The organism is Xanthocytophaga agilis, from assembly GCF_030068605.1.
GTDB classification, from domain to species: domain Bacteria; phylum Bacteroidota; class Bacteroidia; order Cytophagales; family 172606-1; genus Xanthocytophaga; species Xanthocytophaga agilis.
Window position 1 is genome coordinate 79,630 of record NZ_JASJOU010000008.1, and the last position, 26,706, is coordinate 106,335.

Here is a 26,706-nt window from a genome sequence, read left to right on the forward strand (position 1 = left end):
TCAGAACAAGAGGTGATGCCTTAAAAAATTAATTAAAATTACGATCCGCAAGCTTCACAACCCTCTGGATTATCCAGTGAACAGGTCATATCTTTCATTTTTTGTTCGTAATCCATATCTATCTGAGGAGAAGCTACTTTAGGAGCTTGAGATTCCATCTTGCGTACTTCATCTACAACAGTCTTAGCAGCCGTAGCCAATGCATGATCAGCTTCCGTCACTACAGGTTGTAAAGCAACCTCAGCTTGTTTTTGCAATGTAAACTGTACAGCATCAGCAGCAGCCTTAGTACGCAGGTAATACATACCTGTTTTCAGACCTTTTTTCCATGCATAGAAGTGCATAGAAGTCAGTTTACCAAAGTTAGGATCCTGAATATGCAGGTTCAAACTCTGACTCTGACAGATATATGCTCCACGATCAGCAGACATTTCGATGATTGCCTTTTGCTTGATCTCCCATACAGTTTTGTACAAGTCTTTGATATGCTGAGGAATATCAGCAATATGTTGGATTGAACCTTTACCTGCGATAATCGCATCACGCATTTGTGTATTCCACAATCCCAGACGTACCAGATCTTTCAACAAGTGTTTGTTTACAACTGCAAACTCTCCAGACAATACACGACGAGTGTAGATATTAGAAGTATATGGTTCAAAACATTCGTTATTACCCAGAATCTGAGATGTAGAAGCTGTTGGCATTGGAGCTAATAACAAAGAGTTTCTGGCTCCATGTTTCTTCACATCTGCACGCAATGCATTCCAGTCCCAACGGTTTGATTTTGGTGTAACATCCCACATATCAAACTGAAATATGCCTTTTGATAATGGAGAACCTTTGAAAGTTTCATAAGGTCCATGCTCTTTTGCCAGCTCCATAGAAGCTGTCATTGCAGCAAAGTAAATCGTTTCAAAGATATCTTCATTCAAGCCACGAGCCTCTTCTGATTCGAATGGCATACGTAGCATGATAAATGCATCAGCCAGGCCTTGTACACCAATACCAATAGGGCGGTGACGTTTGTTACTGCGTTCAGCTTCAGGTACTGGGTAATAGTTAATATCAATAATCTTGTTCAGGTTACGTGTAATTACCTTTGTTACATCATATAACTTCTGGTGATTAAACTTACCATCTTCAATGAATTTAGGCAATGCAATAGATGCCAGGTTACATACAGCTACCTCATCTTTTGAAGTATACTCCATGATCTCTGTACACAAGTTTGAAGACTTGATAGTACCCAGGTTTTTCTGGTTAGACTTGCGGTTGGCATGATCTTTATACAGAATATAAGGGGTACCTGTCTCAATCTGAGACTCAATAATCTCAAACCACAGATCCTGTGCTTTAATTGTCTTACGGCCACGACCTTCACGTTCATATTTCTCATACAACGCTTCAAACTCATCGCCATAACAATCAGCCAGACCTGGACATTCATTTGGACACATCAGCGTCCAGGTACTGTTCTGCTCTACGCGTTTCATGAACAAGTCAGAAATCCACAAAGCATAGAACAAATCACGTGCACGTAATTCTTCTTTACCGTGGTTTTTCTTTAATTGCAGAAACTCAAAGATATCCGCATGCCATGGTTCCAGATAGATCGCAAATGCCCCCTTACGTTTTCCACCACCCTGATCTACATAACGTGCTGTATCGTTAAATACTTTTAGCATTGGAATGATACCATTTGAAGTACCATTGGTCCCTTTGATATAGCTACCTGTAGCGCGAACGTTATGAATAGATAAGCCAATACCACCAGCAGACTGAGATATCAGCGCACATTGCTTCAATGTATCATAAATACCATCAATGCTGTCATCCTGAGTTGTCAGCAAGAAGCAGCTTGACAACTGTGGTTTTGGTGTACCTGCGTTGAACAAAGTTGGTGTGGCATGTGTAAACCAACGTTCAGACAATAGGTTATATGTTTCAATAACTTTCTCAATATCGTCACCATGAATTCCTACAGACACACGCATCAACATATGTTGAGGACGTTCAACAACCTTCCCATCCAACTTCATCAGATAAGAACGCTCTAAGGTTTTAAAACCAAAGTAGTCATATCCAAAGTCTCTATCATAGATAATACTGGAATCCAGCAGATCCGCATGTTTCTTAATAACATCAAATGTTTCCTTAGACAACAATCCGGCATTTTCACCTGTCTTAGGATCAACATAAGTATATAGTCGCTTCATTGTATTGAAGAACGACTTACTAGTAATTTTGTGCAGGTTGGAGATGGCAATACGCGCGGCCAGGATAGCATAATCCGGGTGCGTAGTGGTTAATGATGCAGCAGTTTCAGCAGCCAGATTATCCAGCTCAACAGTAGTTACACCGTCATAGATGCCGTCAATAACGCGACGTGCTACAGTAATGGGATTTACATAACTGGTCTCAAGTCCGTAGCAAAGTTTTTCAATACGCGCCGTTACTTTGTCAAATTTGACTGATTCACGTCGCCCGTCTCTTTTAATTACATACATAATTTAGAATAATTTGTGGTTGAAACGGTTTTAATGTTCCTGATTCAAAATGGAAAATCGTTCATTTTCAGTTTTCTTATTTCTATTAAAAACAGAAGTAAGAGGTTGATAGTGGTTTGTTTTTCTGCCTTTCTACAAGGACAGTTTATGGGTTTGTTATGCAAATTGCCCGCACCAGAATACAATTGATCAACCAGAACTTTCAGGATCACAACTCCTGTAAATTATTCACATTGTCGCAAATATATCCTCACTCAGACAATATATTTTATAAAAATATTTTATAAAATATAATACCCGGAATTCCGGATTTATAGAAAAGGTGCCCCGACGCATCGAGGCTCCGTATTGTTCATAGATGGCTGTAGCTGGGGGTATCCCCGCCTTCTCTCCCCAAAGAAGGCACTTATACTTCCTCTTTACAGAGGTTGGGGAGGCTCTTAAAAATCTTCGTCTAGTGTGAACTTGGCTCCGTCTTTTTCTCCTCCTGACAACACTCCAGCTTTTTGGTATTCCCCCACACGTTTCTCGAAGAAATTTGTTTTTCCTTGTAGTGAAATAGCTGTCATAAAGTCGAATGGATTAGCCGTATTGTAATATGGTTCATAACCTAAACGAATTAGCCAGAAATCAGCTACATATTCAATATACTGAGCCATTAACCGGGAGTTCATACCAATCAAATCTACTGGCAATGCCTCTGTAATAAACTCTTTTTCAATGGCTACAGCATCAGTAATGATTGCATAAATCTCATCCTGTGGCAGTTTATTTACTACATATTGAGTATACAATAAACAAGCAAACTCACAATGCAAACCTTCATCACGCGAAATCAGTTCATTCGAAAATGATAATCCTGGCATCAAGCCCCGCTTTTTCAACCAAAAGATAGAACAAAACGATCCAGAAAAGAATATTCCTTCTACAGCAGCAAAGGCGATAAGACGCTCTACAAAGTTCTCACTATTTATCCAACGCAATGCCCACTCTCCTTTTTTAGCCACACAAGGTACTGTCTCTAATGCATTGAAAAGCTTGTTTTTCTCTTTGGGATCTTTTACATACGTATCAATCAGCAAAGAGTAGGTTTCAGAATGGATATTTTCCATCATTACCTGAAATCCATAGAAACATTTAGCTTCAGGAAACTGTACTTCAGCCAGAAAGTTGACACCCAAGTTTTCATTTACAATACCATCACTAGCAGCAAAGAACGCCAGTACGTGGGATATAAAATGCCGCTCTCCATCATTCAATTTTTCCCAGTCTACTAAATCTGGTGACAGATCTATTTCTTCTGCAGTCCAAAAACTTGCTTCAGCCTGCTTATACATTTGCCAGATGTCATTATGCTCAATCGGAAACAATACAAACCGATTTGGATCCTCTGCCAGTAATGGCTCAGGAGCAGTGCCTGAAGATTTACTCATATTTCTTTTCAATTAAAATTAACAGATCATTTTACTATGTCCTTTGGTATCTGATCAAACATCTGTCTAATCAGCAGCGGGCTCTGATTTTCTTGTAACAAACCTACAACATAATGTTCGCTAAACGAACTGAAATTATTTATTTGCAGGTTAATGGGTGGAAGTTTCACTGTACACAAAGCTATTATTTTATCAGATCTTTTTTTCCACTCACACATAAATAATAGTCATTGACTCAGTTGTGAGGTTTGAGTATTACAAATGTAAAAGTGAGCCTAAAGAGATTACCCACAAAATATTGTGGATAACTTGTGGATAAGTGTTAATAACTGTTAATATATTCATAATCAACAATATAACCAACAGACATTTTAACAAAAACTTAACACCAATTATCATATACGGCAATATCTTAGCGATTACACCTCATTTCTTACACTGTAATATCTTTATCTTTTATTGCAGATTTATTCAAACATTTTTTAATCCCTTTCATGTATAGGTTATACATATTTACACCTTACACGAGATAATCCAACCATCACTGAAAGAAATACAATTTATGTGCGTAATACAAAACATTTTATGTAACAAGATTTATTTATTCCCTTCCTCGATACAAATGCTATTCGGATAAGTTTTGTTTAAATAACAAGCTAGAGAAAAATGGAAACATCGGTTACAAGTAAAGTTGTACTATTTCATTTTCTCATTTTCCATTATTTGCCTTACTTTACTTCTAACATTTATTTATACACTTTTGATTCTGAGCATTCTACCCATCCCTTAGCTAAATCATCCCATTGTTATATGTACAACTCAAGACTTTTTTTACTCTTTGTTGCTCTGTTATCCGGTAAAGCTTTTAGCCAGACTCCTACTCCTGAATGGCAAAATCCATCTGTTGTAAGTATCAATACAACCCCTCCACATGCCACACTTATCCCTTATGGAAGTGAAACACAAGCACAGGCGTTTGACAGATCGGCATCTCCTTATTATAAGTCACTGAATGGGATCTGGAAATTCAAGTGGGTTAAACACCCATCACTAGTTCCTTCAGACTTTTTTCTGCCATCTACAGGGGTAATCAACTGGGATAACTTAAAAGTGCCTTCCAATTGGCAGGTAGTAGCAGCTCAGGAAAATCGCCCTTATGATCATCCAATATTCACCAATATTAAGCATCCTTTTCCAGCTACACCTCCTCTTATTCAGACAGATACCAATGCCGTAGGTCTCTATCGCACTAATTTTGGAGTTCCATCAAATTGGAATGGACGTCGCATATTCCTGCATTTTGCAGGTGTTCAATCATCCTGTTATATATGGGTAAATGGTAAATCTGTAGGATATCATGAAGATAGTATGACACCAGCAGAATTTGACATTACAGAATTTGTTCAAAGTGGTGATAACACATTAGCAGTTCAAGTAATCAACTGGTCTGATGCCAGTTATCTAGAAGATCAAGACTTTTGGCGACTATCTGGTATCTTTCGTGATGTATATTTATTTTCTACTCCTCAAGTACACATGCGTAATTTTTATGTTACTACTGACCTGGATCAACAATATAAAAATGCTACCCTTTATATACATACCCGTTTAAAAAATTATCAAAACCGTGAATTAAAATCACATAAAATAAAAGCTACTCTGTACGACACACAAAACAAAGAAATCTGGACTGCAATTGTTCCATCTCCTGAAAAAATATTAGCCAACCAGGAAGTACAACTTGAGTGGACCGCCCGTATAGAAAACCCTTATCTATGGTCAGCTGAGACACCTTATTTATATCTACTAACACTACAACTTATAGATCCGGCTGACAGACCTCAGGAAGCACTAAGTAGCAAAGTTGGATTTCGAAGCATAGAACAGAAAAACGGACAATTACTAGTTAATGGTAAAGCTATTAAATTGAAAGGAGTAAACCGGCATGAATTTGATCCTAATACCGGACGGGTTATTAGCAGAGCCTCAATGGAAAGAGATATCCGGTTAATGAAGCAATTTAATATAAACGCCGTTCGCACTTCTCATTATCCTAATGACCCTATGTGGTATGATCTATGTGATGCCTATGGCCTGTATGTTATCAACGAAGCCAATATAGAAAGTCATGAATTATGGAATAGCAATAATTCACCAGCTCAAAAACCAGAATGGCGTAATGCATTTGTTGCGAGAGGTATTGCAATGGCAGAAAGAGATAAGAATCATCCGAGCATCATCCTTTGGTCGTTAGGCAATGAAACAGGTATGGGTGAAAACTTTAGTGCTATGGCAGAAGAAATCCGTACTATAGATCCTACCCGCCCTATTCATTATGAAAGCCGCCAGCCTGAAGCATATAGAGATCCTACTATGCTTCCCAGTTTTGATATAATCTCCACAATGTATCCATCTGTTGCTTTTATGGTCAAAATGATGGAAGCAGATCCTTCCAGACCTGTTATCGTTTGTGAATATGCTCATGCGATGGGAAACAGTGTAGGCAATCTTCGTGACTACTGGAATGCTATAGAAAAGTATCCCCGAATGCAGGGTGCGTTTATATGGGATTGGGTAGATCAGGGATTACGTATAAAGAAAAATGGTAAAGATTACTTGGATCATTTTAATTATATAGATGGAGCGAATGCAGGTGATGGCATAGTCAATGCAGACCGGACACCTCAACCTGAAATTAATGAAGTAAAAAAAATATATCAGTATATTAAACTGATATCTAAAGATACCATAGAACCTACTCAGACTACTATTCGAATCAAGAACAACTACGATTTCCAGGATTTGTCTGCATTCAAATTGATCTGGCAGGTACAGGAAAATGGCAATATTACTCAAACAGGGGAAATAGAAAATCTAACAGCCTTACCAGGACAGGAGCAAGATATTACAATTCCATTTACTAATCCGTCTATTAAACCTAAAACGGAATACTACTTAACGATCAGTTTTCGATTAAAAAACAAGACAACCTGGGCAGAACCGGAACATGAAGTAGCCTGGCACCAACTACGACTAAATGTTCCCCAAGGTAGTGGTACTACATTATCACTAACAAAAATGCAGCCTCTTACAATCAATCAATATACAAGTCGTATAGAAGTAAAAGGAAGCGATTTCACGATCAATTTTGATAAATCTTTGGGTGTAATGGATATTGTCCGTTATAAAGAACAAAATATAATTACAAAAGGTCTTCAACCTAACTTCTGGCGAGTTCCTACAGATAATGATGAAGGTGGAAGAAATACTAGTTTTGCATCCCGCTGGCGGGCAGTAGGATTAGATAAGACATACTCAGTGCCAGAAAAAGCAATAGTGGAGCAACTCCGTCCACAGGTAGTTAAAGTCACAATGACCAATAAAGTTCAAACAAAAATTAATACATCATCAAGTACACTTTTCCTGCAAACAACTACATATACTATTTATGGAAGTGGAGATATTCAGGTAGAAAATGTATTTATACCACAAAGTACTCTTCCTCCTCTGGCACGTGTAGGTATGCAAATGCAAATACCTGGAAACTTCAATCAGATACAATGGTACGGACGAGGCCCTCATGAAAGTTATTGGGATAGAAAAGAAGGTGCACGTATTGGGAAATATAGTGGAAAAGTAATTGACCAGTTTTTTAATTACCTGATGGCACAGGAAAATGGAAATAAAACTGACGTACGTTGGGCAACAATAACTACCTCAGAAGGAATTGGCTTATTAACAATAGGCGATCCTTCTCTTAATATTAATATACGAGATTATACAGATGAAGCTCTTCTTCGGGCTAAAACTAGTCAGGAACTATCTCATGGATCAACAACTGTAATTAACCTTGATTATCAGCAGATGGGACTGGGGGGTGATGATAGCTGGTCACCTCGTGTGCATTCTGAGTATCAATTAATTTCAAAAACATATATGTATCGCTTCCGGCTGCGACTTATTGATACCAGTCAGGTATCTGTTCAGGATGTAGTTACTACTACCCTACCTTTAATACGAAAATAAAATACAAGAAGCTAATTCACCATTCTCATTACAAGAAGAATGGTGAATTAGCTAAAATTGATAATTTTCTTACACACTTGTTACTATTCATTTCAGTTACTTTTTCTATCTGATTCTATATAAAACTCAAAATAGAATCAGACTATGCAAAAATTTACTCTTACAGGAATACTTCTTTTTCTTGGCTTGTCCTATACTGTGTTTGGCCAATCTGCCCGCAGCTATTTGGTTACCAATGAAGGTGATACTATTTATACAGCGATTAAGTTCACCCAACGTCTTTCAGATAATAATCGTGAGATGTTTGCATTTGTGAAAAACAGAAATGTTCGTTATACTCCAGGTGATATCAAAGCATTCTATAACGGCCTTCAGGAATTTGAAACACAATATCTTGGTTCTACCCCTATATTTTTACTCAGACATACAGCTGGCTATGCCAATCTCTATTATTGTGATGAGGCAGTATTGGCTGATCTAATACAAAACTCTCCACGATTAGGAGATGAAATAGGTTATTCACTGAAAGAAGCTCTTAGCTCGGCTATTAACTCCGTAAAAACGCCTGATTACTTCGGAGGAAAGATTCCTGTGATTTCAGGAGAAGGAAAGGCACTAAAGATATTTGACCCACATATTTCCAAGCGGAAACAAGAACTTGCCACCTATTTTTATGACTTTCCAGGTACAGAATCCCTGCTAAGCCATGAAAAAATCACTCCTGAGACATATGAGCAATTAATTATGGCCTATAATCAATGGAAGCCACAGGCAATGGCTCGAATTGCTGAACAAGAAAAAACAGCAAATGGATTTTAATTCCATATAAAGATACTAAAGCCTATCGCTTTTAATGATACTTAAGATTTAACGGTATGAGTTTATCTCATTCGTTAGTTGTGTTCACTCTGTCTCCAAAGCTCATAGTCTTCACTATGAGCTTTATTTATTGATTAAAGCTAAAGATAAAACACTATTTATCAACGCCTTACCAATGCACTTTATTTTTTATATGCATTCTCTTGATAATCAATCACAAATTTTATTACCTTAGCCCTCTATTTTTATAGAGCTTTTTAACTCTAAAGCCAGCGTTAAAGAAAAACTACGCCAACCAAACTCATCTCATGCATGGCTATCATAACTCAAGAGTTACAACAGATTAGTTCCCGAATGGATAAGATGCGAAAACTTATCCAACAGTACCCACAACATGCAAGTGCTTTATTCCGTGAACATCCTGAATTATGTAGTCAGATCAGGGAAATTGTCCATTTGCTAAGAGAACTTCAATCTGACACACAAGAAATTGAAGAAAACAAGCCTAAAACGCTTAGCTAACATCATCAACTAACTACAAGACAGTGTTAAAAAAGCAGAGCAGAATATACTGTTTCTGCTTTTTTATTGCACATAGGCATTTTTGCATTTTTTTATCTGGAAATAAATCCATATTTCGCGCAAATTTGCACATACTATACATTTTTCAACTGTGACCCGTCTTTATTCTAAGAAAAATCTAAGAAAGCTTTGCTTGCTGGCAGGGCTGTTTCTATCCTTTTATGCATCATATGCAGGAGAAATTATCATTTCTGGTATTTATCAAGGTAAAAACCTTTTCGTACAAAATCCCTTTTCTCCTGATAAGAAAAGTTATTGTGCAGATGAGGTATATGTAAATGACCAAAAAACGATTTCGAACATAAAGTTAGCGGCATTTGAGATAGATCTTTCCTTTCTGGAAATGAACACACCTGTTACTATTCGTATCACTCACAAAGATGGTTGTGCACCTCGATTAATTAACCCACAGGTTATACGACCAAGTGCAGGATTTCAGATTGATAGCATTGAAGTATTGCATACTTCTATTCGCTGGAAAATAACAGACGAAACTCCCAAGTTTGTTTACTACATAGAAAGCCTTCGCAATGGCAATTGGCTTGTATTAGAAAAGCATAACGCTAATGGGCAAGGACAGGCAGTTTATTCAATACCTGTTATGCACTCAAATGGAGATAATAAATATCGAGTAAAAGCTCAAAATACAGATACACATCAGACATTTTATAGCAGAACTATTACTTTTAATCCAGAGACAGCCCCTCCGCCACCTCCAGTAGAAGAAGTGATAACTTTTACGCCTGCCAACCCTACAGATTTGCTTACCCTATCTAAAGAAACTGACTATGAAATAGTAGATTCACAGAAGAAGGTAATTTTGAAAGGAAAAGGACAAAAGATAAATATCAAAACGTTAAAAGCTGGCGCGTATGTATTGAAAACAGGAACACAGAATAATAAATTTGTAAAAAAATAATTCTGTTATACACCTCCAGTAAAACTTTAGCAATTCACCTTTAATCTAGAAAAAATAAATACCAAAAAGAAAGACGCACAATGTACATTGTGCGTCTTTCTTTTTGGTATCAACCTTATAAATAGTTATTTTTCAAGAGGGGCGGTATTACCTTCCATGTCAGGAACACTACCAGGTCCCTTATGGACAGGAACATTGGTTGTTTCTTCTTCATCACCTGCGTCATCCTTCTTTTTATTTCCGTTCAGATATGCCTGATAAGTAGTAGGCTCATCGAATGGACGTTTACCTATCAGATTTTCAAGATCTGACTGAAAAATAATCTCTCTCTTAAGTAATTCTTTTGCAAGGATCTCTAATTGTTCACGCTTTTCGAGCAAAAGATTTTTGGTATGCTGATAAGCTGTGTCAATAATTTTACGAACCTCTTCGTCAATAGTCTTTCCTGTCTCTTCAGAATATGGTTTGTTAAAATTATACTCAGACTGTTTGGAATCATAAAAGGATACATTTCCAATCTTTTCATTCATTCCATAGACAGTTACCATAGCATAAGACATTTTGGTAATATGTTCCAGATCACTTAGAGCTCCTGTCGAAACCTTTCCAAATATGATCTCCTCTGCAGCACGTCCTCCTAAAGTCATACACATCTCATCAAACAACTGCTCATATGTATAAAGGAACTGTTCTCTCGGCAAATACTGGGCATATCCTAATGCAGCTACTCCTCTTGGCACGATACTTACCTTCACCAATGGATTGGCATGCTCAAGGAACCAAGCAGCAACAGCATGTCCTGCCTCATGATAGGCAACAATCTTTTTCTCTTCAGGGGAAATTAACTTATTTTTCTTCTCGAGACCACCAATTACACGATCCACTGCATCCTGGAAATCCTGCATATCTACAGAAGATTTATTGCGACGAGCAGCAATCAAGGCGGCTTCATTACACACGTTGGCTATTTCTGCACCAGCAAAGCCAGGAGTCTGAGCAGCCAGTTTCTTAGGGTCTACATCACTTGCAAGCTTTAATGGTTTCAGGTGTACCTTAAAGATAGACTCCCGTCCATTCAGATCAGGTTTATCAATACTAATCATTCTATCAAAACGACCTGGACGCATTAAAGCAGAATCCAATACATCCGGACGGTTTGTTGCAGCTAAGATGATAACACCTGAATCTGTAGCAAATCCATCCATTTCTACCAGCAAAGAGTTCAGCGTATTCTCACGCTCATCATTAGCACCAGGCATAGAACCCCGACCGCGAGAACGGCCTATTGCATCTATCTCATCTATGAATATAATACAAGGAGCCTTTTCCTTTGCTTGTTTAAACAAATCTCTTACACGTGCTGCACCCACCCCTACAAACATCTCAACAAAGTCAGAACCTGATAATGAGAAGAAAGGAACATTAGCTTCTCCGGCAACAGCTTTTGCAAGCAAGGTTTTACCTGTTCCAGGAGATCCAACTAAAAGAGCACCTTTAGGGATTTTACCACCAAGATCTGTAAACTTCTTGGGGTTCTTTAAAAACTCAACAATCTCTTTAATCTCCTCTTTCGCTTCATCCAGACCAGCGACATCATTGAAAGTAATTTTAACTTTGTTTTCAGCATCAAATAATGTTGCTCTGGAACGTCCAATGTTGAAGATCTGTCCACCAGGGCCTCCAGTAGCAACCCGACGCATAATCATCCACAGCCCTACCATCATCAAAATAAACAATCCCCAGTATAACAATCCTCCTGTAATATCCGCACGACGCTCTACCTTGTATTTGATTCCAGGAAATTCTTTTTGTAATTCCTCTTCAAATACCTTCGCATCAACCACATCAAATTGAAAGTGAGGTCCGGTAGTATAAGGGGTTAATAAACTAGGTTTTGGTATCCTGTCACGATATTTAATGTTTTTTAAGGCTTCATCTTTAAGTGTAATCTCTACAGAGTTCTGTGTAGGGAGAATCGTAACAGCGTTTACATCACCTTCCTGAGCCATAGATTTGAACTCTTTTTTTGTAATTGTACGAGGATCACTCCCACGATTAAAAAACGTGAAGAGTGCGAGCATCACCAGACCCACTACTACCCAAATCTGATAACCTGGCCGTTGAGGAGGTTTGGGAAGGAGTGGCTTCCGGCTATTTCTGTCTTGATTTTCGTTCATTTTCCGTATAAAAAAGATTAATTGAAAAATACTATGTTGTGTAAATTCACTCTCAGAACAATCTTTATAGCAGAGAGTTTCGTGTCTGATCTACTAACACAGGTCAGGACTCAATCCTTGTTGACTGTGCGTCACCCCAAAGATCTTCCAAGGCATAAAATGCCCGGCGATCCTTTTTAAAAACATGAGCTACAACATCTACATAATCAAGGAGAATCCATTCGCGGTTAGCTTTCCCTTCTTTATGCCAGGGATCTTCACCCAGATTCTTATATATTTGCTCTTCAATAGAGTTGGTGATAGAATCTACCTGAGTATCTGAATTTCCTGAACAGATTACAAAATAGTCAGTTACAGCATTCTTTACCTGTCGCAGATCCAACACAACAATATCCTCAGCCTTCTTTTCCTGCATTCCCTGAACAATCAAATGGCTTAATTGTTCAGAGCTCACACCTTTATTTTTTCGTTTCTTGATTAATTGCATTCGAATTTTTTAAAGTTAATAGATTAAAAAATTGAAAAGTAAACAGGTAATAAACATCCCATCTTTTAACTTTGCAACTTTTTAAATGTCTTTATTAAAACAAAAGTAAACAATATTGTACAATAATCCACCCAAAACATTATTCGTTGGCCAAAAGCTCCTGTTTCTGCCAGAATGTCACTCCACTAATGACATTGCCGCAGACTTGATTAATACAGCCAGCACTCCGGAAGGAACTGTTGTGATTACCTCTCAACAAACCCGCGGAAGAGGTCAGCGAGGTAATAGCTGGCATACAGAACCAGGTAAGAACCTAACATTCTCTATTATTCTTAAGCCAACTTTTCTAACAGTTAATCAACAATTTTTGTTAAATATGGCAGTTTCGCTGGCTATACATGAATTTCTCTCCAAATACCTCCCTCAGAATCTAAGCATTAAATGGCCAAATGATATTTATTGGCATTCTCAGAAAATGGGAGGTATTTTAATTGAAAATACTATTCAAGGTCTTTCTCTAACCCATTCAATTGTTGGTATAGGCCTGAATATCAACCAAAAATCGTTTACTGAACAACCCCGAGCAACCTCGCTAAAACTGGCCAGTCAGCCCTTCAGTAATGAAGACGAATATGATCTGGAAATATTGTTATCAGAATTACTCATTGTGTTTGAAAAATTTTATCTCCTCTTACGGAATGGCAAAACTGACAGTCTAAGAACTTATTATCTCCGGAATTTATACAGTTATGGAGAGAAACGATTTTTTGTATCAAATGGAAATCAGTTTGAAGGCACCATTACAGGAGTAGATTCACAAGGTCGTCTGGTTATTGAAAAAGACAATAAACTTTGTTATTTCTTCTTTAAAGAAATCGAATTTGTATTCTGATACATATGAAATATTTCAAAGAACTCTATCTATTTTCTCAACTAACGCTATGACGCAATACCCTGTAAAACAATACTATACTATAAAAGCAAAAAATCTATTCCAAGCTAGTTTATTGTTAAAAACACATATAAAAGTTTCCTTTTAGCGTAAGAATATTTACCTTTGCGCCTCAAAAGGTACTTATAGACAAAATCATCTCTATATTTTCATTATACACTAAAAAACTTTTGAACAATGGTTGAAACAGCTTACGTTCCATACAAAGTTAAAGATATTGCATTGGCAGAATGGGGCCGCAAAGAAATTAAATTAGCAGAAGCAGAAATGCCTGGCCTAATGTCTATCCGTGCTGAGTTTGGTCCATCTAAACCTCTTAAAGGTGCTCGTATAGCAGGCTGTCTGCACATGACCATTCAAACCGCGGTACTGATTGAAACTCTGGTTGAACTAGGTGCTGAAGTAACCTGGTCTTCTTGTAATATCTTCTCAACACAAGATCATGCTGCTGCTGCTATTGCAGCTGCAGGTATCCAAGTGTATGCCTGGAAAGGGCAAAATGCTGAAGAATTTGACTGGTGTATAGAACAGACATTATTCTTTGGAGAAGATCGCAAACCATTGAACATGATTCTGGATGATGGTGGGGATCTTACCAATATGGTGTTAGATAAATATCCTGAACTGATCGGTAATATTGGTGGTATTTCAGAAGAAACCACAACAGGTGTTTTACGTTTGTATGAACGTATGAAAAAAGGAACACTTCCTGTACCTGCAATTAACGTAAACGACTCTGTAACAAAATCTAAATTTGATAACCTGTACGGATGTAAAGAATCATGTGTAGATGCTATCCGCAGAGGTACAGATTTAATGCTGGCAGGTAAAATTGCAGTTGTAGCAGGTTATGGTGATGTAGGTAAAGGATCAGCCCGTTCTCTTGCAGGAGCAGGTTGTCGTGTAATTGTAACAGAAATTGATCCAATCTGTGCCCTTCAGGCGGCAATGGAAGGTTATCAGGTAATGAAAATGGACAAAGCTGCTGAGATTGCAGATATTTTCGTTACAGCTACAGGTAATCACTCTATTATTACAGGTCAGCATTTCAAGAAAATGAAAGATAAAGCTGTAGTTTGTAATATTGGCCATTTCGATACAGAAATTGATATGGCATGGCTTAATGCAAATTATGGAAACACCAAAGAGGTTATTAAGCCTCAGGTAGATAAATATACCATTGATGGAAAAGAAATCATCGTTCTGGCAGAAGGTCGTCTTGTAAACCTTGGTGTTGCAATGGGTCACCCGTCTTTTGTAATGTCAATGTCATTTACTAATCAAACACTAGCTCAGCTGGAATTATGGCAAAATGGCAAAAACTACGAAAATCAAGTATATGTACTACCTAAACATCTTGATGAAAAAGTAGCACGTTTGCATTTAGCTAAAGTAGGCGCTGAATTGGAAGAGTTAACTACTGATCAAGCTGAATACATTGGAGTTGATGTTCAAGGTCCATTCAAAAAAGATCATTATCGTTATTAACAAATAATGAATTGTATCTAGAGCATAAAGAGTCATTGGATGCAACATGTCCGATGACTCTTTTTTTATAAAGCGGAAAATGAACAATTATATGACGGTATGGTTTATCTTATGAGGACAAATTATCAGAGAGGCAATTTTCAGTAGTAACTGATTTTTATGATCTACGTATAAGAAAATAATATGCTTTACACTAGATTCTCTTGAGAAAGCAGACCTTATACTGAATATATTACTGAATGCTACAAATAAATTAATATATTTGTATACCTAATAATAGACAACACCATACTTATTAATAATTATTCGGATGAAGTTCCAGATAGTAATATTAACACTCCTGATTGGTGCATTTACTTTTTTATCTTCCTGTAAAAAAGATGAAGAAAATCCAGAGTCTACCCGCACAGAACTTCTGACCAGTCATTCATGGAAAATAAGTCAGGTACTGGCTAATGGTACACCCGTAACAGATGATGCTATTCAATTGATTCTTGGGAGTGGGTCATCTCTTGCACAGCTTACCAGATCCTCCATTTTGTTTAAGACTGACAGTACATATACGGCAACTGATCAACAAACAGACTCCACCTTTACTGATACCTGGTATTTTACAGATAATGAGACCAAAATCAGATTAGAAGCAGCATCAGATACATTTGATTTTACTATTGATTTACTCTCAAAAGAGAAATTAAATCTTAGTACACGTTACACAGTATCAGGTTTAACTCCTACTATTGTTCTGCAGTTAGTACCATAAGTAAAATCTTTTTACATTCGGAAGTTCTCTTTTTACAATTTTTAGTATTAATAACAAAAGCTATTCAAGTAATTGTTTAGCTGGTACGTTTTGTGGCATCCAATCCAATATACTTCAGAGAATAAACTTATATTATGTTATTTCACGGCGCCTATATTTTACACGAAAATCCTCGCATTGTTAGTCTCTGGGATGATGTAGCCCTTCAGAAAATCTCCTCTCAACAAAAAAAACATGACACATATTTTCTGCTGCATTTACCATGGAACCATGGTAAATTTCAAAAGATGTTGAGAAAAAAATTATTCTTTTCTCAATTAAGTAGTAAAGGATTTATGCCTGTCATGTTTACTAATTCCAAACGGGAAGAATCCTATAGAAAATTATTCCGTATTCCTGGTTTACAATGTTCTGCTTATATTTATACGGATGAAAAAGACTATGGTATATTGAGTGTTGATAAGAAATATGATGCTGTCTATGCAGCTCAACTTATGCCATTTAAACGTATTGAGTTGGCTAAAGAACTGAATAAGGTATTTGTTCTTACCTATACTCCCGGAGCAGGCAAAAGTGGAGAAAATGATTTGCCAAGTTTCTGTCCAGCAATGAAACATGCTGATTACAATAAAACATGGGTTGACCATATTGGTAAAAACCGCTTATTCAATCAGTCCCAAGTTGGATTATGCTTATCAAAAGAAGAAGGCCCTATGTTAGCTAGCCTGGAATATATGCTTTCAGGACTACCGGTAGTAAGTACAGAAAGCGAAGGAGGGCGGGATGAGTATTATGACAAAGAATATTGTCTTATAGTGAATGATAACCCTACCGCAATCCGCAAAGGTGTAGAAGAAATGGTAGCCCGTCAAATAGATCCAAATTATATTCGGGAAAAAACCATAACCAAATTAAACCAGGATCGCCAACGCTATGTTGAGTTTATCAGTGATTATGTACGTAAGAATAGTCATGTTATATTAGATCCGTCAGAACTAATGCATCAGATTTTTGATAAACCTAAGAATAGCTTTATTCCGGTTGATAAACTATAAAACGAAAAGGCCCTTCTGTTAATGAGGTAAAAATCAACCCATTAACAGAAGGTTTTATTTTTCCAGATGACGTAATGCCATATCTTTATAAATGGACAAATCTGGTACAGGAATATTCATTTCTTTAGCTTGCTCATCCCAATAACGCATTTGCAGGTATAACTGGAACCACTCTTCACCTTCAAATGCAGCAGCTTCACTAACACTCATACGTCCTCCCTGAAATTCAAGTGTTTTCTTACTAGCTTCTGAGAGATTATTGTAATAATCCGGATTCTTGAATGTGAGATATCGTTTTGCCTGAACATGAGACTCAACCAACCGGGCTATCTTCTCTGAAAATCCTACCGCTCTCAAATAGTCAGCTCCTAGCTTCTCGTGATCTGTAACACCATATCCATCCATGTGCTCTGTAGTTTCATCAGCACACAAATGTCCAAAATCATGAAAGAAAGCTGCCAGAATAACTTCTTCATCGTAACCCTGTTGTTCGGCTAGCAAAGCGGCCTGAGTCATATGCTCAACCTGCGACACAGGCTCACCTATATAATCATCAGTTCCATGTATTTCATATAATCGAAAAATCTCTTCAACTTTTTGCTTAGTAGTGGTTTCCATATATACAGTTAGAATAATTTAGATGAATAAATAAGTAATGTATAGTCTACTAACTTACAACTTCATGTAACTTTGATTCAAATACATATTCTGCCAGTCCCAATGATAAAGTCATTCCGGCACCACCCAATCCATTGACAATCCATACATTAGATTCCGCTTCTAATATCAGCTCAGTTCCTCCATTTGCGAGTTTAGGATAGATACCATGCCAGCGTTCCTTGATATGTAAATCAGGAAACTGGGTGAAAGTGGCCAAATAGTCTAATACCCACTGATCTATTTCAGATTTGTCAAATGGTTCTGGTGTAAGTCCATATTCATGTGAATCACCTAAAGTCAATTCACCTGCAGCATTTTGAGAAACCAATACGTGTATGCCATATTTCTTATAAGCAGGCATTGTCTGTGCAAACCGTTCATTTAAGGCAGCTAAAGAAGGACAATCCTTGAAAGCAGCATAATGAGTGAGTGTCAAACCAGCACAAAGAGAGGCTCCCATTCGCCATCCATTGCCTTGCGGACTAGTTCTCATCATCTGCAGTTTACACTTTGTAATAGATGAAGAGGCAAATAATTCAGGATATAATGTTTCAAAGTCAGCTCCACTACATATAATTATCCGATCTGCTTGCCATTTTTGGCCACCGGCTTCCAGATAAGAACTATTTACACCAGTAACAGCAGTACCAAAATAAAAATCAATTTCATATTTTTGATGTAGAAAGTCAGGCAATGTAGCTATCACTTCGCGAGGATCCACAATCATTTCCGTTTCGCTCCATAAAGCGCCTATCAATCCCTCCTCTTTTACAGCAGGGCTCTTTTCCAGAATCTTTTTTGTGTCAGTCAATAGCTCACACGTATATCCATTACCACGGTTCTGCTCCACAAACTCTTCCAGAACAGCCCATTCATCATTGTGATAAGCAACATGCAACGATCCATTAGGATTATACCAGAAGCCAGCTTGTTTAGCCAGATCCAGGTAAATCTCACGACTTCTTAATGCACGCTCTAATAATACTCCTGAAGGTTGTCCAACAGGCCATATCATACCAAAATTGCGGATAGAAGCTCCAATAGCCTTACCATTCCGTTCAAAAACGCCAACTTTAAGACCTCGTCTGGCAGCAGTATAAGCCATTGCCAAACCTACAATCCCAGCTCCAACTACTGCAACATCATATCTATTTTGTATATTGTTTGTGGATGAATGAGTCATACTAACATGTTGTTTCTTTTAAGATTGTCGATATTTTATTCATGATAAGGAGAAAATCTGATGCAGATCAGCAAGGGTGTGTATCAGATGCGTATGAGGCTCTCGCTCCAACTCTTCAACAGTATATGCACCAGTAGTTACACCTATTACCCATCCACACCCAGCAGAATCTCCCTGCTGCATATCAGATGCGGTATCTCCTACTTTTGCTACTTGTTTGCTATCCTGCACATGAGTCAGCTCCATAGCTTTAAATATCATATCAGGAAAAGGTCTGCCATTCTCAACTTCATCACTAGTCACACTATTGTCTATCAGGTTCTTTGCTCTCCATAACAATCTTTCAAGAATAGCATCAGTAATCTGACGATCAAATCCTGTATCTACTACCACTTTGACATTATGCCTTTTTAGCAAGGCAAATGTCTCACTTGCACCTTCTTTTTCTTTCACATCCGGACTATTCTGATAATAGTCTGTCATATCCTCTACAAAACGTTGATGAATCTGATCTATCAACTCTTCTGTGATCACTGAAGGGCTTGCATGACGTTCCAGTAATTGTCGGATAGCTACAGGTTTGGGTAAACCCATGAGTTCATTGGCATCTTCAAACGGAATAGCGACCCCATAATCTGCCAATGCTTTTTGTAAGAAATAAGGTACTTTATCTGCACCATCGACAGTGGTTCCTGCCAGATCAAATACAATCAGTTGTGGTAACATAGAATAGTAAAATTAGTGTTTACCTAATGTTTTCAGATAACCAATCAATTCTTCAGGACGATCTGTCTGTAAGGCTGTAATACCCATATCTATTGCTTTCTGCCATTGCTCAGGCTTCTCATCAGGATTTTGAATATCAGGCCACACTTTGATACCCTGTTTTGTAAGAAAAGCCACATTCTCTTTGGTGTAAAACAATACAGATCCGTCCAGAATATCTACCGGATTTTTTACAATCCATTGTTTTAACTCATCATAACTAGTTATAGAATCTGGCATACTGACCATTACAGGTACAGAAGACATTGTTTTCTTCCAATCTTGGACTTCTTCAGGCTCTGTATATACGATAACAGAACCAAGCATTTTGTATTTGTTTAGTAGACTCTTAACCTGTTCCGGCTTGACATCTTTGCAATCCAGATAAAGATTTATTTTTCCCCGAGCTTCTTTTAGAATTTCTTCAAATGTAGGAGGGCTCTGATTAAAAGGATCATTTTTCAGCTTTAAAGCTTTAAACTGAGCCAAAGTCATCTCTGCTATTTTGGCTTCACCATTTGTAGTTCGATGTACGGATGCATCATGCATAATTACCAGATATCCATCTTTTGTAGTGCGAATATCTATTTCAACATAATCAGCCCCAACCCGTATTGCTTCCTGTAAACTTTGAATGGAATTTTCAGGGGCATTCACATGATTTCCACGATGTGCAATTACAATAAAGGGATAACGGGTAGAAGGAAATACGACCGATTTATGTTTTTCAGGAAAGCCATTACACCCAAAGACTGTAAGAGTGACCAGATATGCAATTAACACATTCCAAAGAGTAATGATAGAACAAGTTATGTGATAATATTTCATTTCTGAAAAAGTAGTATAAGAGAATAATGAGCATCTCTACAAAACAGATGTAGAAATGCTCATAAAAGAATTTACAAGAGGAAAATTATTTTAACAACCACATAGCAGTGTTTATATCATCTGTTCCTCCAAATTGAGATTGTAGCGCTGTATTGAGATTCCCTTCATTTGTTGTTTGTTCGGAGGTTGGGTACTGCCATCTTTTGGGAATGCGGGCACTATTACCTGTGCCTACTCCTGTTAAGAAAGCAGGTATACCTGTCCTTCTTTGGTTATAGAATGCTTCAAAACCTGAGTTCTGAAAAAATGATAGATATTTCTGTGTAAGAATTTGGGTTAATCCGTCTGTGTTATTACCCTTATATTTGACAGTAATCTGGTTTAAATAATTGGTTACTGAAGTAGTCACAGAACCTAGTTCATTTTTATTCTGGTCAGCTACAGTAATTGATCCCTCATCTGTAATATCATAAAACTTCATAGAAGCCTTGATACCTTTTACATAGAATTCCTCTGCATCACCGCTTATCCACCCTCTGTTAATCGCTTCTGCAATGTTGAAACACATTTCAGAATAGCCTATAATGATTCCGGGCTCACCTGTGTAGTTACTGTAATATCTCAAACGGTTAATAAAAGAATACTCCCCCTGATTGGCCTTAGAGGACATATCCGTTAGATCTTCACCTGAGCTAGCCCCAACATATGCTTCGAAATCATTGAACTTAACACCTGCATTCAATTTAGCTTGTGCGGGTGCTGCTGCAATAAAAATACGAGGATCTTTTAATGATTTTAATAGGTCTATATGCAACTTGGACATGTTCTGACGGGTAGCATCAAATCCAAAATTCCCAGGGTTTGTGGGATATTGATTATATGTAGCATTGTATGTAAACTGAAGATTGTCTTCCAAACTAGTCATAACCGGATACTGAGTTGGATTATTAATGATAGAAGCAAATTTTTGCTTAATATTTAAATCCGCATCAGATTCTTTCTTGCTTAAACTCATTAATACACGAAGAGTATAGGTATTAACTAGCTTTTGCCACTTCTTCAAAACCTCTACCTTATTAGCACTTCCGTCTGTATCATAGTAAAAGTCTCCAACCAGAGTAGTATTATTTGCAGCAATCAGTTCTGCTAAATCGGAATTAGCCTCATCCAGTAACTTCAAAGATTCTACATATACAGATTTTTGGGTATCATATACAGGTGTTGTTACCTCAAGTCCTTTCAACGCATCAGTCATAGGTATATCTCCTACTCTCTGTGTCATGTATATAAAAAAGTAAGCTCTGAAGAACTTACCCAATGCAGAATATGGATTCACCTCACCAGCACCTGCTGCCAATGCTTCTTCTTCCATCTTTACCACATTTTTTAAAGTAGCATAATTCCATGCAGTAGAAGTCCAGCTGTATTGGTTATTACCATAGTAGTTATAATTAATACAATAGAACTGATTCCAGCGATGTACATCTCCCCAAGGACCCTCTACTCCAGTTGGAGAATAAAGATCTTTTAATACACCTTGCAATACTAAAGAAGCAGGCACCGAAGAAGGACTATTTGTATTCTTTTCAAGTTCTTTAAAATTCTGACATCCTCCGAGAAAAAATATTCCGGAAAGAAGAAGCAATGAATATATATATGTTTTCATGGGTCTGTATTTAAATTTAGTGTCAGGTTAGAGTACAGAAGACAGAGAGATTTACAAACATTCTGTCTTCTGTACAGAAAGTTTATTTTAAAACACTACATTCAGGTTAAATCCGTAACGACGGGTAGTTGGGGTCTGAAGGTTAGAAGAACTCTGACTACCTGCATATTGATCAATATCTACATCTTTTTCTTTTGCAAAGTAAAGAAGGTTACGTCCTACAAAAGATACATTAGCCTGTCTGATAAAAGTCTTAGATAACCATGTAGAAGGAATAGTATATCCAATGACTACTTCTCTTAACTTTCCAAATGTTTTACTGATTAGATTACCCTCTGCAGTAGAGTAATAGCGACTGATATAATCCTGCAGAAAAGTCTTTGTTGTGTTAGGGGCATATTGTAATTCATCATAGTTGGTTACCTTTCCATCTGTTCCATAGTTAATAGCAGCCCCATTTGATATTACAACGCCCTGTCCTATGTAGGATTTTACATTTTGTACGTCATTGGCACGAGCAATACCCATATCACCCTGTACAGTAGCAATATGACGACCACCTCGGAAAGTCTGACGTTTTACATAATCAACCATAACACCTCCTACCCGACCATCAAACTGAAAACTCAATGTAACTCCTTTGTAATTGAATTTGTTATTAATTGACCACACCCAATCAGGATTCGAATATCCCAGAAATTGATTTATAGTAGTTTGAATAGGTCGTCCACCATTATCATTGATAATCTTACCGTCTGGGGTTCTTACGAATGCCTGGTCATAGTATTTATCTACACGATCACCAATTTTATAGAATGTATTTAATGACTTTTCATTACCATAAAACTCTTTATAAATTTCTTTATACGTTGACCAGTTAGCAACAACATCCCATGTAAATCCATTATTTGTTTTTATAGGAGTACCTGTTACAGCTATTTCCCAACCTGTTTTTTGCGTTTTAATTCCATTAACTAAAGCATAATCATAACCTGTAGTTTGTGAAATAGGTAAACTGAATATACGCGGTCCATTGTTGTTTGTATAGTAGGTCAGATCAAATCCTAAACGGTTTTGTAGAAAACGGATATCCAGACCAGCCTCAAACGAAGAAGTGGAAGTAGGCTTTAGATTAGGGTTATTTAACGTATTTGTATATACAGCATATGGTTGGTTGTTATAATATTTACTTAATGAATAAGATGCAGAATTGACATAACTTGGTCCATCATACGAAGAATAATAAGCAGCACCATAGCCAATAGGATATCCGGCAGGGCCAATTGTAGAAGAAGTGCCACCATCTTTCACATTAGCATAAGATCCTCTTACCTTTAGAAAAGACATCACAGAAGGCAGATCTACATAATCAGAAATAACTGTACTTGCTGTAACAGACGGATAGAAGTAGGTGTTATTCTTGGCAGGCAATGTAGAAAGCTTATCTACACGACCTGTTGTAGACAAGTTAAGAAAACCTTTGTAGGACAGATCAAGAGAGTAATAGCCACTACCTACCTGCATCTTTGAGTTAAAATTATAAACTTGGACAGCATTGCGGGAGTTACTGAAATTATACACTCCAGGCGTATTGAGATAATCTGTTGTAGCAAAGGTAGAAGTATAATTAAATGTACGAAGACTACCACCAGCAAAGGCTGTTACATTCAAACCAGGTAATACATCTTTACTAAACCGTAATAAAAGATCTGTATTATTCTCGAATAGATTTCTGCGGTCTTCCCTATAATCTCCCATACCTAGTTCTCTATCATACGAAATAGCAGAATAAGGCATCTTCTCTGTTCTCAATACATTCCATGTAGTTACCTGAGTACGGAGAGTTGCCTCCAAATAGTCAGTCAGCTTATAGCGCAATGATGTATATCCATATACATCGTTTTTGTAATGTCCACGTAACCATTCTTTTACAACAAACCATGGGTTATTATAACGTTGATACTCTGCATAAATCTGTGCTGTTCCCTCCTTACCAGGCTGCCAGTATGACCCTCCCTTATCTGGATTAAAGTCATCAATATTCCAGTCGGCGCCACCCCATATAGTAATATTGTAAATCAAACTATTGGGCCCATAATTTACATCCGTAATATTAGGAGTGCTTTGTCTGTTGTAATTAATACTGGATTCCAAACGGAGCTTAGGAGAAAAGTTTATCCCGTTTGCCATGTTGAAATTGGTAATATTCAACTGAGTATTAGGAATAATGCCTTTCTGATAAGAATTAGAAACGGAAAATCGCAGATCATACTTGTCATTACTAGATGATATAGAAATATTGTTAGTAGATAAGATCCCGGTTTGAATAAATCTATTCAGGTTATCTTTACCACGAGCTATAAAAGGAGTAGGCTGTCTATCACTGGTAAAAACAGCACCATTAGGAAATGTAGTAGTATACGTTTGTCCAGGAGTAACCGGACTATCATATTGTGGCAATAATTGTCCATTCAATGCGGGTCCCCAAATGTCATAATCTCCATCATTCTTCCCAGCACCTTTGCCATTGCCAAACGCATATACACCATGATCTCCGGGACCATACATATTCTGTGTTTTAGGGATAGCATTAAATCCCCGATCAAACATGGTACTTGAATTAAACTCTATAGAAAATCCTCTTTTATCAGAAGAACCTCTTTTAGTAGTAATCAGAATAGCACCATTCTTACCTCTGGAGCCGTAAAGAGCAGAAGCATTAGGGCCTTTTAGTACAGTATATGTTTCAATATCATCAGGACTTACATTCCATGTATCTGAGTTAACAGGTACACCATCTACAACAAAAAGCAAATCTTCATTTCCTCTAAGTACTAGTTGAGGACGGCCCAGCATTTCAGCAGAAGCTCCAACAGTCAAACCTGCCACCTTACCCACTAATGAATTGATAGGGTTAGGCTCACGGGCTTTAATCAGATCTTCCCCTTTTACTTCTTGTGTAGCATACCCAATAGTTTTTGCATCTTTTTTAATACCTAGGGCTGTCACAACTACTTCCTGCAATGCCTTTGTATCAGCCACCAAAGGCACATCTATTACGGCTCTGTTGCCTATAGTTATCTCTTGTGACAAATAACCTATAAAGGAAAATATCAGCATCTCTTTTCCCTCAGGAACCTCAATAGAGTATTTACCATCAGCACCAGTAGTTGTACCTTTTGTTGTACCTTTAACAACAACAGATACACCTGGTAAACCAGCATCTTCTTCTGTAGATGTCACCTTTCCTGTAATAGTCCGGGTTTGTGCATAGCTATCATATACCCCCAGAAAAAATACACAGAAAAGTGTAAACCCCACACACCTCTTTAGCAAAGAAAATGGGTTGTGTAAATAATTTTTCATACATTTGGTCGTTTTTTAATGAATAGTGGTATTTGTTAAAAACAAAGAAAGCCCTGGATCACTTTTTAACTGAAAAGTGACCTGGTGTTCATGGGAAGATGGACAAACAAAGGCTTTTGCATTAACCGGGGTTGTTGCCGCAATCCCGGTTTTTTTATAGCCTTATGAGAATAGGAAGTCTTTTATTTTATCATAGATTGTTAGATAGAGAAGGGTAGTTTGTTTTAAGTATGGTTCAAAAGTATAAACTCTAAGTTTACTAATATACAACTTAATTTTAAATCATTGTTAAATTTTGCCCCTGGTGGCAACTCAAGTTTAACTACATTAAACTATTCTTCATATTTGCATGAGACAAGAGATACCTTTTCACTGATAACCTTCAATGCACCAGTACACAAAACAATTGCATGAATAATCAAATATTTATACGAATTGGGAAGAAAATACGCGAGATAAGAAACCAGCAACAGATTAAACTGCAGGAACTAGCAGAAGAGTCACAAATAAGTAAGGGCCTACTATCACGTATTGAAAATGGACGCACTATTCCCTCTTTGCCTGTACTTCTATCCATAGTCAGATCATTGAAGATTAATCTGGACGTTTTTTTTGAAGGCCTTGACCTACCCGAACAACAAAAATATATTCTTCGTCGCAAATCAGAATATACTCCTTTTGAGAAAGAAGAAGGCTTTGGGTTCCTTTATCATTCCATTTTAACCTCCAGTATTCCATCTGTCACAGTTGAGGCGGTTATTCTGGATCTTCAGCCCGGCTCCCAAAGAGATCCAGTTATAACAGATGGATATGAATTCAAGTATCTGTTAAAAGGTGAGATAGAATATCAATTAGGAGATGACGTTATTGTAATGCAGGAAGGAGATTCTTTATTTTTTAATGGTAAGATTCCGCATGTACCTATAAATCGTACAACTATACCTGCCTCTCTTCTGGTCATATACCTTCTTTTGCCAACGGGTAGTACTGGGAATTAGGGTAACAACCACTATATTTACATAAAGAA

19 protein-coding genes are annotated in these 26,706 nt (G+C 37.4%); 9 read left to right on the forward strand and 10 right to left on the reverse strand.

Annotation, left to right across the window (positions count from 1 at the left end; all coding sequences use genetic code 11):
• Window positions 1-38: 38 nt before the first annotated feature.
• Both QNI22_RS21865 and QNI22_RS21870 read right to left on the reverse strand, forming a co-directional pair.
• Window positions 39-2,510 (reverse strand): ribonucleoside-diphosphate reductase subunit alpha, encoded by a 2,472-nt coding sequence (locus QNI22_RS21865; protein WP_313998870.1) that lies wholly within the window; start codon window positions 2,508-2,510, stop codon window positions 39-41.
• Between the two features lie 440 nt (window positions 2,511-2,950).
• Window positions 2,951-3,943 (reverse strand): ribonucleoside-diphosphate reductase small subunit, encoded by a 993-nt coding sequence (locus QNI22_RS21870; RefSeq protein WP_313985595.1) that lies wholly within the window; start codon window positions 3,941-3,943, stop codon window positions 2,951-2,953.
• Window positions 3,944-4,753: 810 nt separating this feature from the next.
• Between QNI22_RS21870 and lacZ the strand changes: the two genes are divergently transcribed.
• The 4 genes from lacZ (at window position 4,754) to QNI22_RS21890 (ending at window position 10,289) form a co-directional block, all read left to right on the forward strand.
• A complete protein-coding gene (gene lacZ, locus QNI22_RS21875; protein ID WP_314513979.1) occupies window positions 4,754-7,969 on the forward strand; it encodes a beta-galactosidase, LacZ type in 3,216 nt (1,071 codons plus the stop codon).
• Window positions 7,970-8,113: 144 nt separating this feature from the next.
• Window positions 8,114-8,788, forward strand: coding sequence for a hypothetical protein (locus QNI22_RS21880; RefSeq protein WP_314513980.1), 675 nt, complete (start codon window positions 8,114-8,116; stop codon window positions 8,786-8,788).
• A 312-nt stretch (window positions 8,789-9,100) separates the two neighbouring features.
• Window positions 9,101-9,310, forward strand: coding sequence for a hypothetical protein (locus QNI22_RS21885; RefSeq protein WP_314513981.1), 210 nt, complete (start codon window positions 9,101-9,103; stop codon window positions 9,308-9,310).
• A 151-nt stretch (window positions 9,311-9,461) separates the two neighbouring features.
• On the forward strand, window positions 9,462-10,289 hold the full coding sequence (locus QNI22_RS21890) for a hypothetical protein (protein ID WP_314513982.1): 828 nt from the start codon (window positions 9,462-9,464) through the stop codon (window positions 10,287-10,289).
• 125 nt (window positions 10,290-10,414) lie between these two features.
• Here the strand turns inward: QNI22_RS21890 and ftsH are convergent, their stop codons facing one another.
• Together ftsH and rsfS are read right to left on the reverse strand one after the other, a co-directional pair.
• Entirely contained in the window at window positions 10,415-12,466 is a 2,052-nt protein-coding gene (ftsH, locus tag QNI22_RS21895; protein ID WP_314513983.1) for an ATP-dependent zinc metalloprotease FtsH, read from the reverse strand.
• Window positions 12,467-12,569: 103 nt separating this feature from the next.
• The gene (gene rsfS / locus QNI22_RS21900; protein WP_313985579.1) at window positions 12,570-12,953 is read right to left on the reverse strand and encodes a ribosome silencing factor; all 384 of its coding nucleotides are present in this window, start codon (window positions 12,951-12,953) and stop codon (window positions 12,570-12,572) included.
• Between the two features lie 115 nt (window positions 12,954-13,068).
• Here rsfS and QNI22_RS21905 point away from each other — a divergent pair, with 115 nt between their 5' ends.
• From QNI22_RS21905 to QNI22_RS21920, 4 genes are all read left to right on the forward strand, one after another.
• Window positions 13,069-13,845 (forward strand): biotin--[acetyl-CoA-carboxylase] ligase, encoded by a 777-nt coding sequence (locus QNI22_RS21905; RefSeq protein WP_314513984.1) that lies wholly within the window; start codon window positions 13,069-13,071, stop codon window positions 13,843-13,845.
• Window positions 13,846-14,082: 237 nt separating this feature from the next.
• The gene (ahcY, locus tag QNI22_RS21910) at window positions 14,083-15,393 is read left to right on the forward strand and encodes an adenosylhomocysteinase (RefSeq protein ID WP_314513985.1); all 1,311 of its coding nucleotides are present in this window, start codon (window positions 14,083-14,085) and stop codon (window positions 15,391-15,393) included.
• A gap of 310 nt (window positions 15,394-15,703) precedes the next feature.
• Window positions 15,704-16,156 (forward strand): hypothetical protein, encoded by a 453-nt coding sequence (locus tag QNI22_RS21915; RefSeq protein WP_314513986.1) that lies wholly within the window; start codon window positions 15,704-15,706, stop codon window positions 16,154-16,156.
• 134 nt (window positions 16,157-16,290) lie between these two features.
• The gene (locus QNI22_RS21920; protein ID WP_314513987.1) at window positions 16,291-17,211 is read left to right on the forward strand and encodes a glycosyltransferase; all 921 of its coding nucleotides are present in this window, start codon (window positions 16,291-16,293) and stop codon (window positions 17,209-17,211) included.
• Window positions 17,212-17,265: 54 nt separating this feature from the next.
• Here the strand turns inward: QNI22_RS21920 and QNI22_RS21925 are convergent, their stop codons facing one another.
• The 6 genes from QNI22_RS21925 to QNI22_RS21950 all read right to left on the reverse strand — a co-directional run bounded on the left by QNI22_RS21925 (window position 17,266) and on the right by QNI22_RS21950 (window position 25,679).
• Window positions 17,266-17,829 (reverse strand): phosphonate degradation HD-domain oxygenase, encoded by a 564-nt coding sequence (locus QNI22_RS21925; protein WP_314513988.1) that lies wholly within the window; start codon window positions 17,827-17,829, stop codon window positions 17,266-17,268.
• A gap of 49 nt (window positions 17,830-17,878) precedes the next feature.
• Entirely contained in the window at window positions 17,879-19,054 is a 1,176-nt protein-coding gene (locus QNI22_RS21930) for a TIGR03364 family FAD-dependent oxidoreductase (protein ID WP_314513989.1), read from the reverse strand.
• 39 nt (window positions 19,055-19,093) lie between these two features.
• A complete protein-coding gene (locus QNI22_RS21935; protein WP_314513990.1) occupies window positions 19,094-19,780 on the reverse strand; it encodes an HAD hydrolase-like protein in 687 nt (228 codons plus the stop codon).
• Window positions 19,781-19,792: 12 nt separating this feature from the next.
• Window positions 19,793-20,647 (reverse strand): glycerophosphodiester phosphodiesterase family protein, encoded by an 855-nt coding sequence (locus QNI22_RS21940; RefSeq protein WP_314513991.1) that lies wholly within the window; start codon window positions 20,645-20,647, stop codon window positions 19,793-19,795.
• A gap of 85 nt (window positions 20,648-20,732) precedes the next feature.
• The gene (locus QNI22_RS21945) at window positions 20,733-22,313 is read right to left on the reverse strand and encodes a SusD/RagB family nutrient-binding outer membrane lipoprotein (protein WP_314513992.1); all 1,581 of its coding nucleotides are present in this window, start codon (window positions 22,311-22,313) and stop codon (window positions 20,733-20,735) included.
• 87 nt (window positions 22,314-22,400) lie between these two features.
• The gene (locus QNI22_RS21950) at window positions 22,401-25,679 is read right to left on the reverse strand and encodes a SusC/RagA family TonB-linked outer membrane protein (protein WP_314513993.1); all 3,279 of its coding nucleotides are present in this window, start codon (window positions 25,677-25,679) and stop codon (window positions 22,401-22,403) included.
• A gap of 410 nt (window positions 25,680-26,089) precedes the next feature.
• On the opposite strand from QNI22_RS21950, the gene QNI22_RS21955 reads away from it, so the two are divergent.
• Entirely contained in the window at window positions 26,090-26,677 is a 588-nt protein-coding gene (locus QNI22_RS21955; RefSeq protein WP_314513994.1) for a helix-turn-helix domain-containing protein, read from the forward strand.
• The last annotated feature ends 29 nt before the right edge of the window (window positions 26,678-26,706 follow it).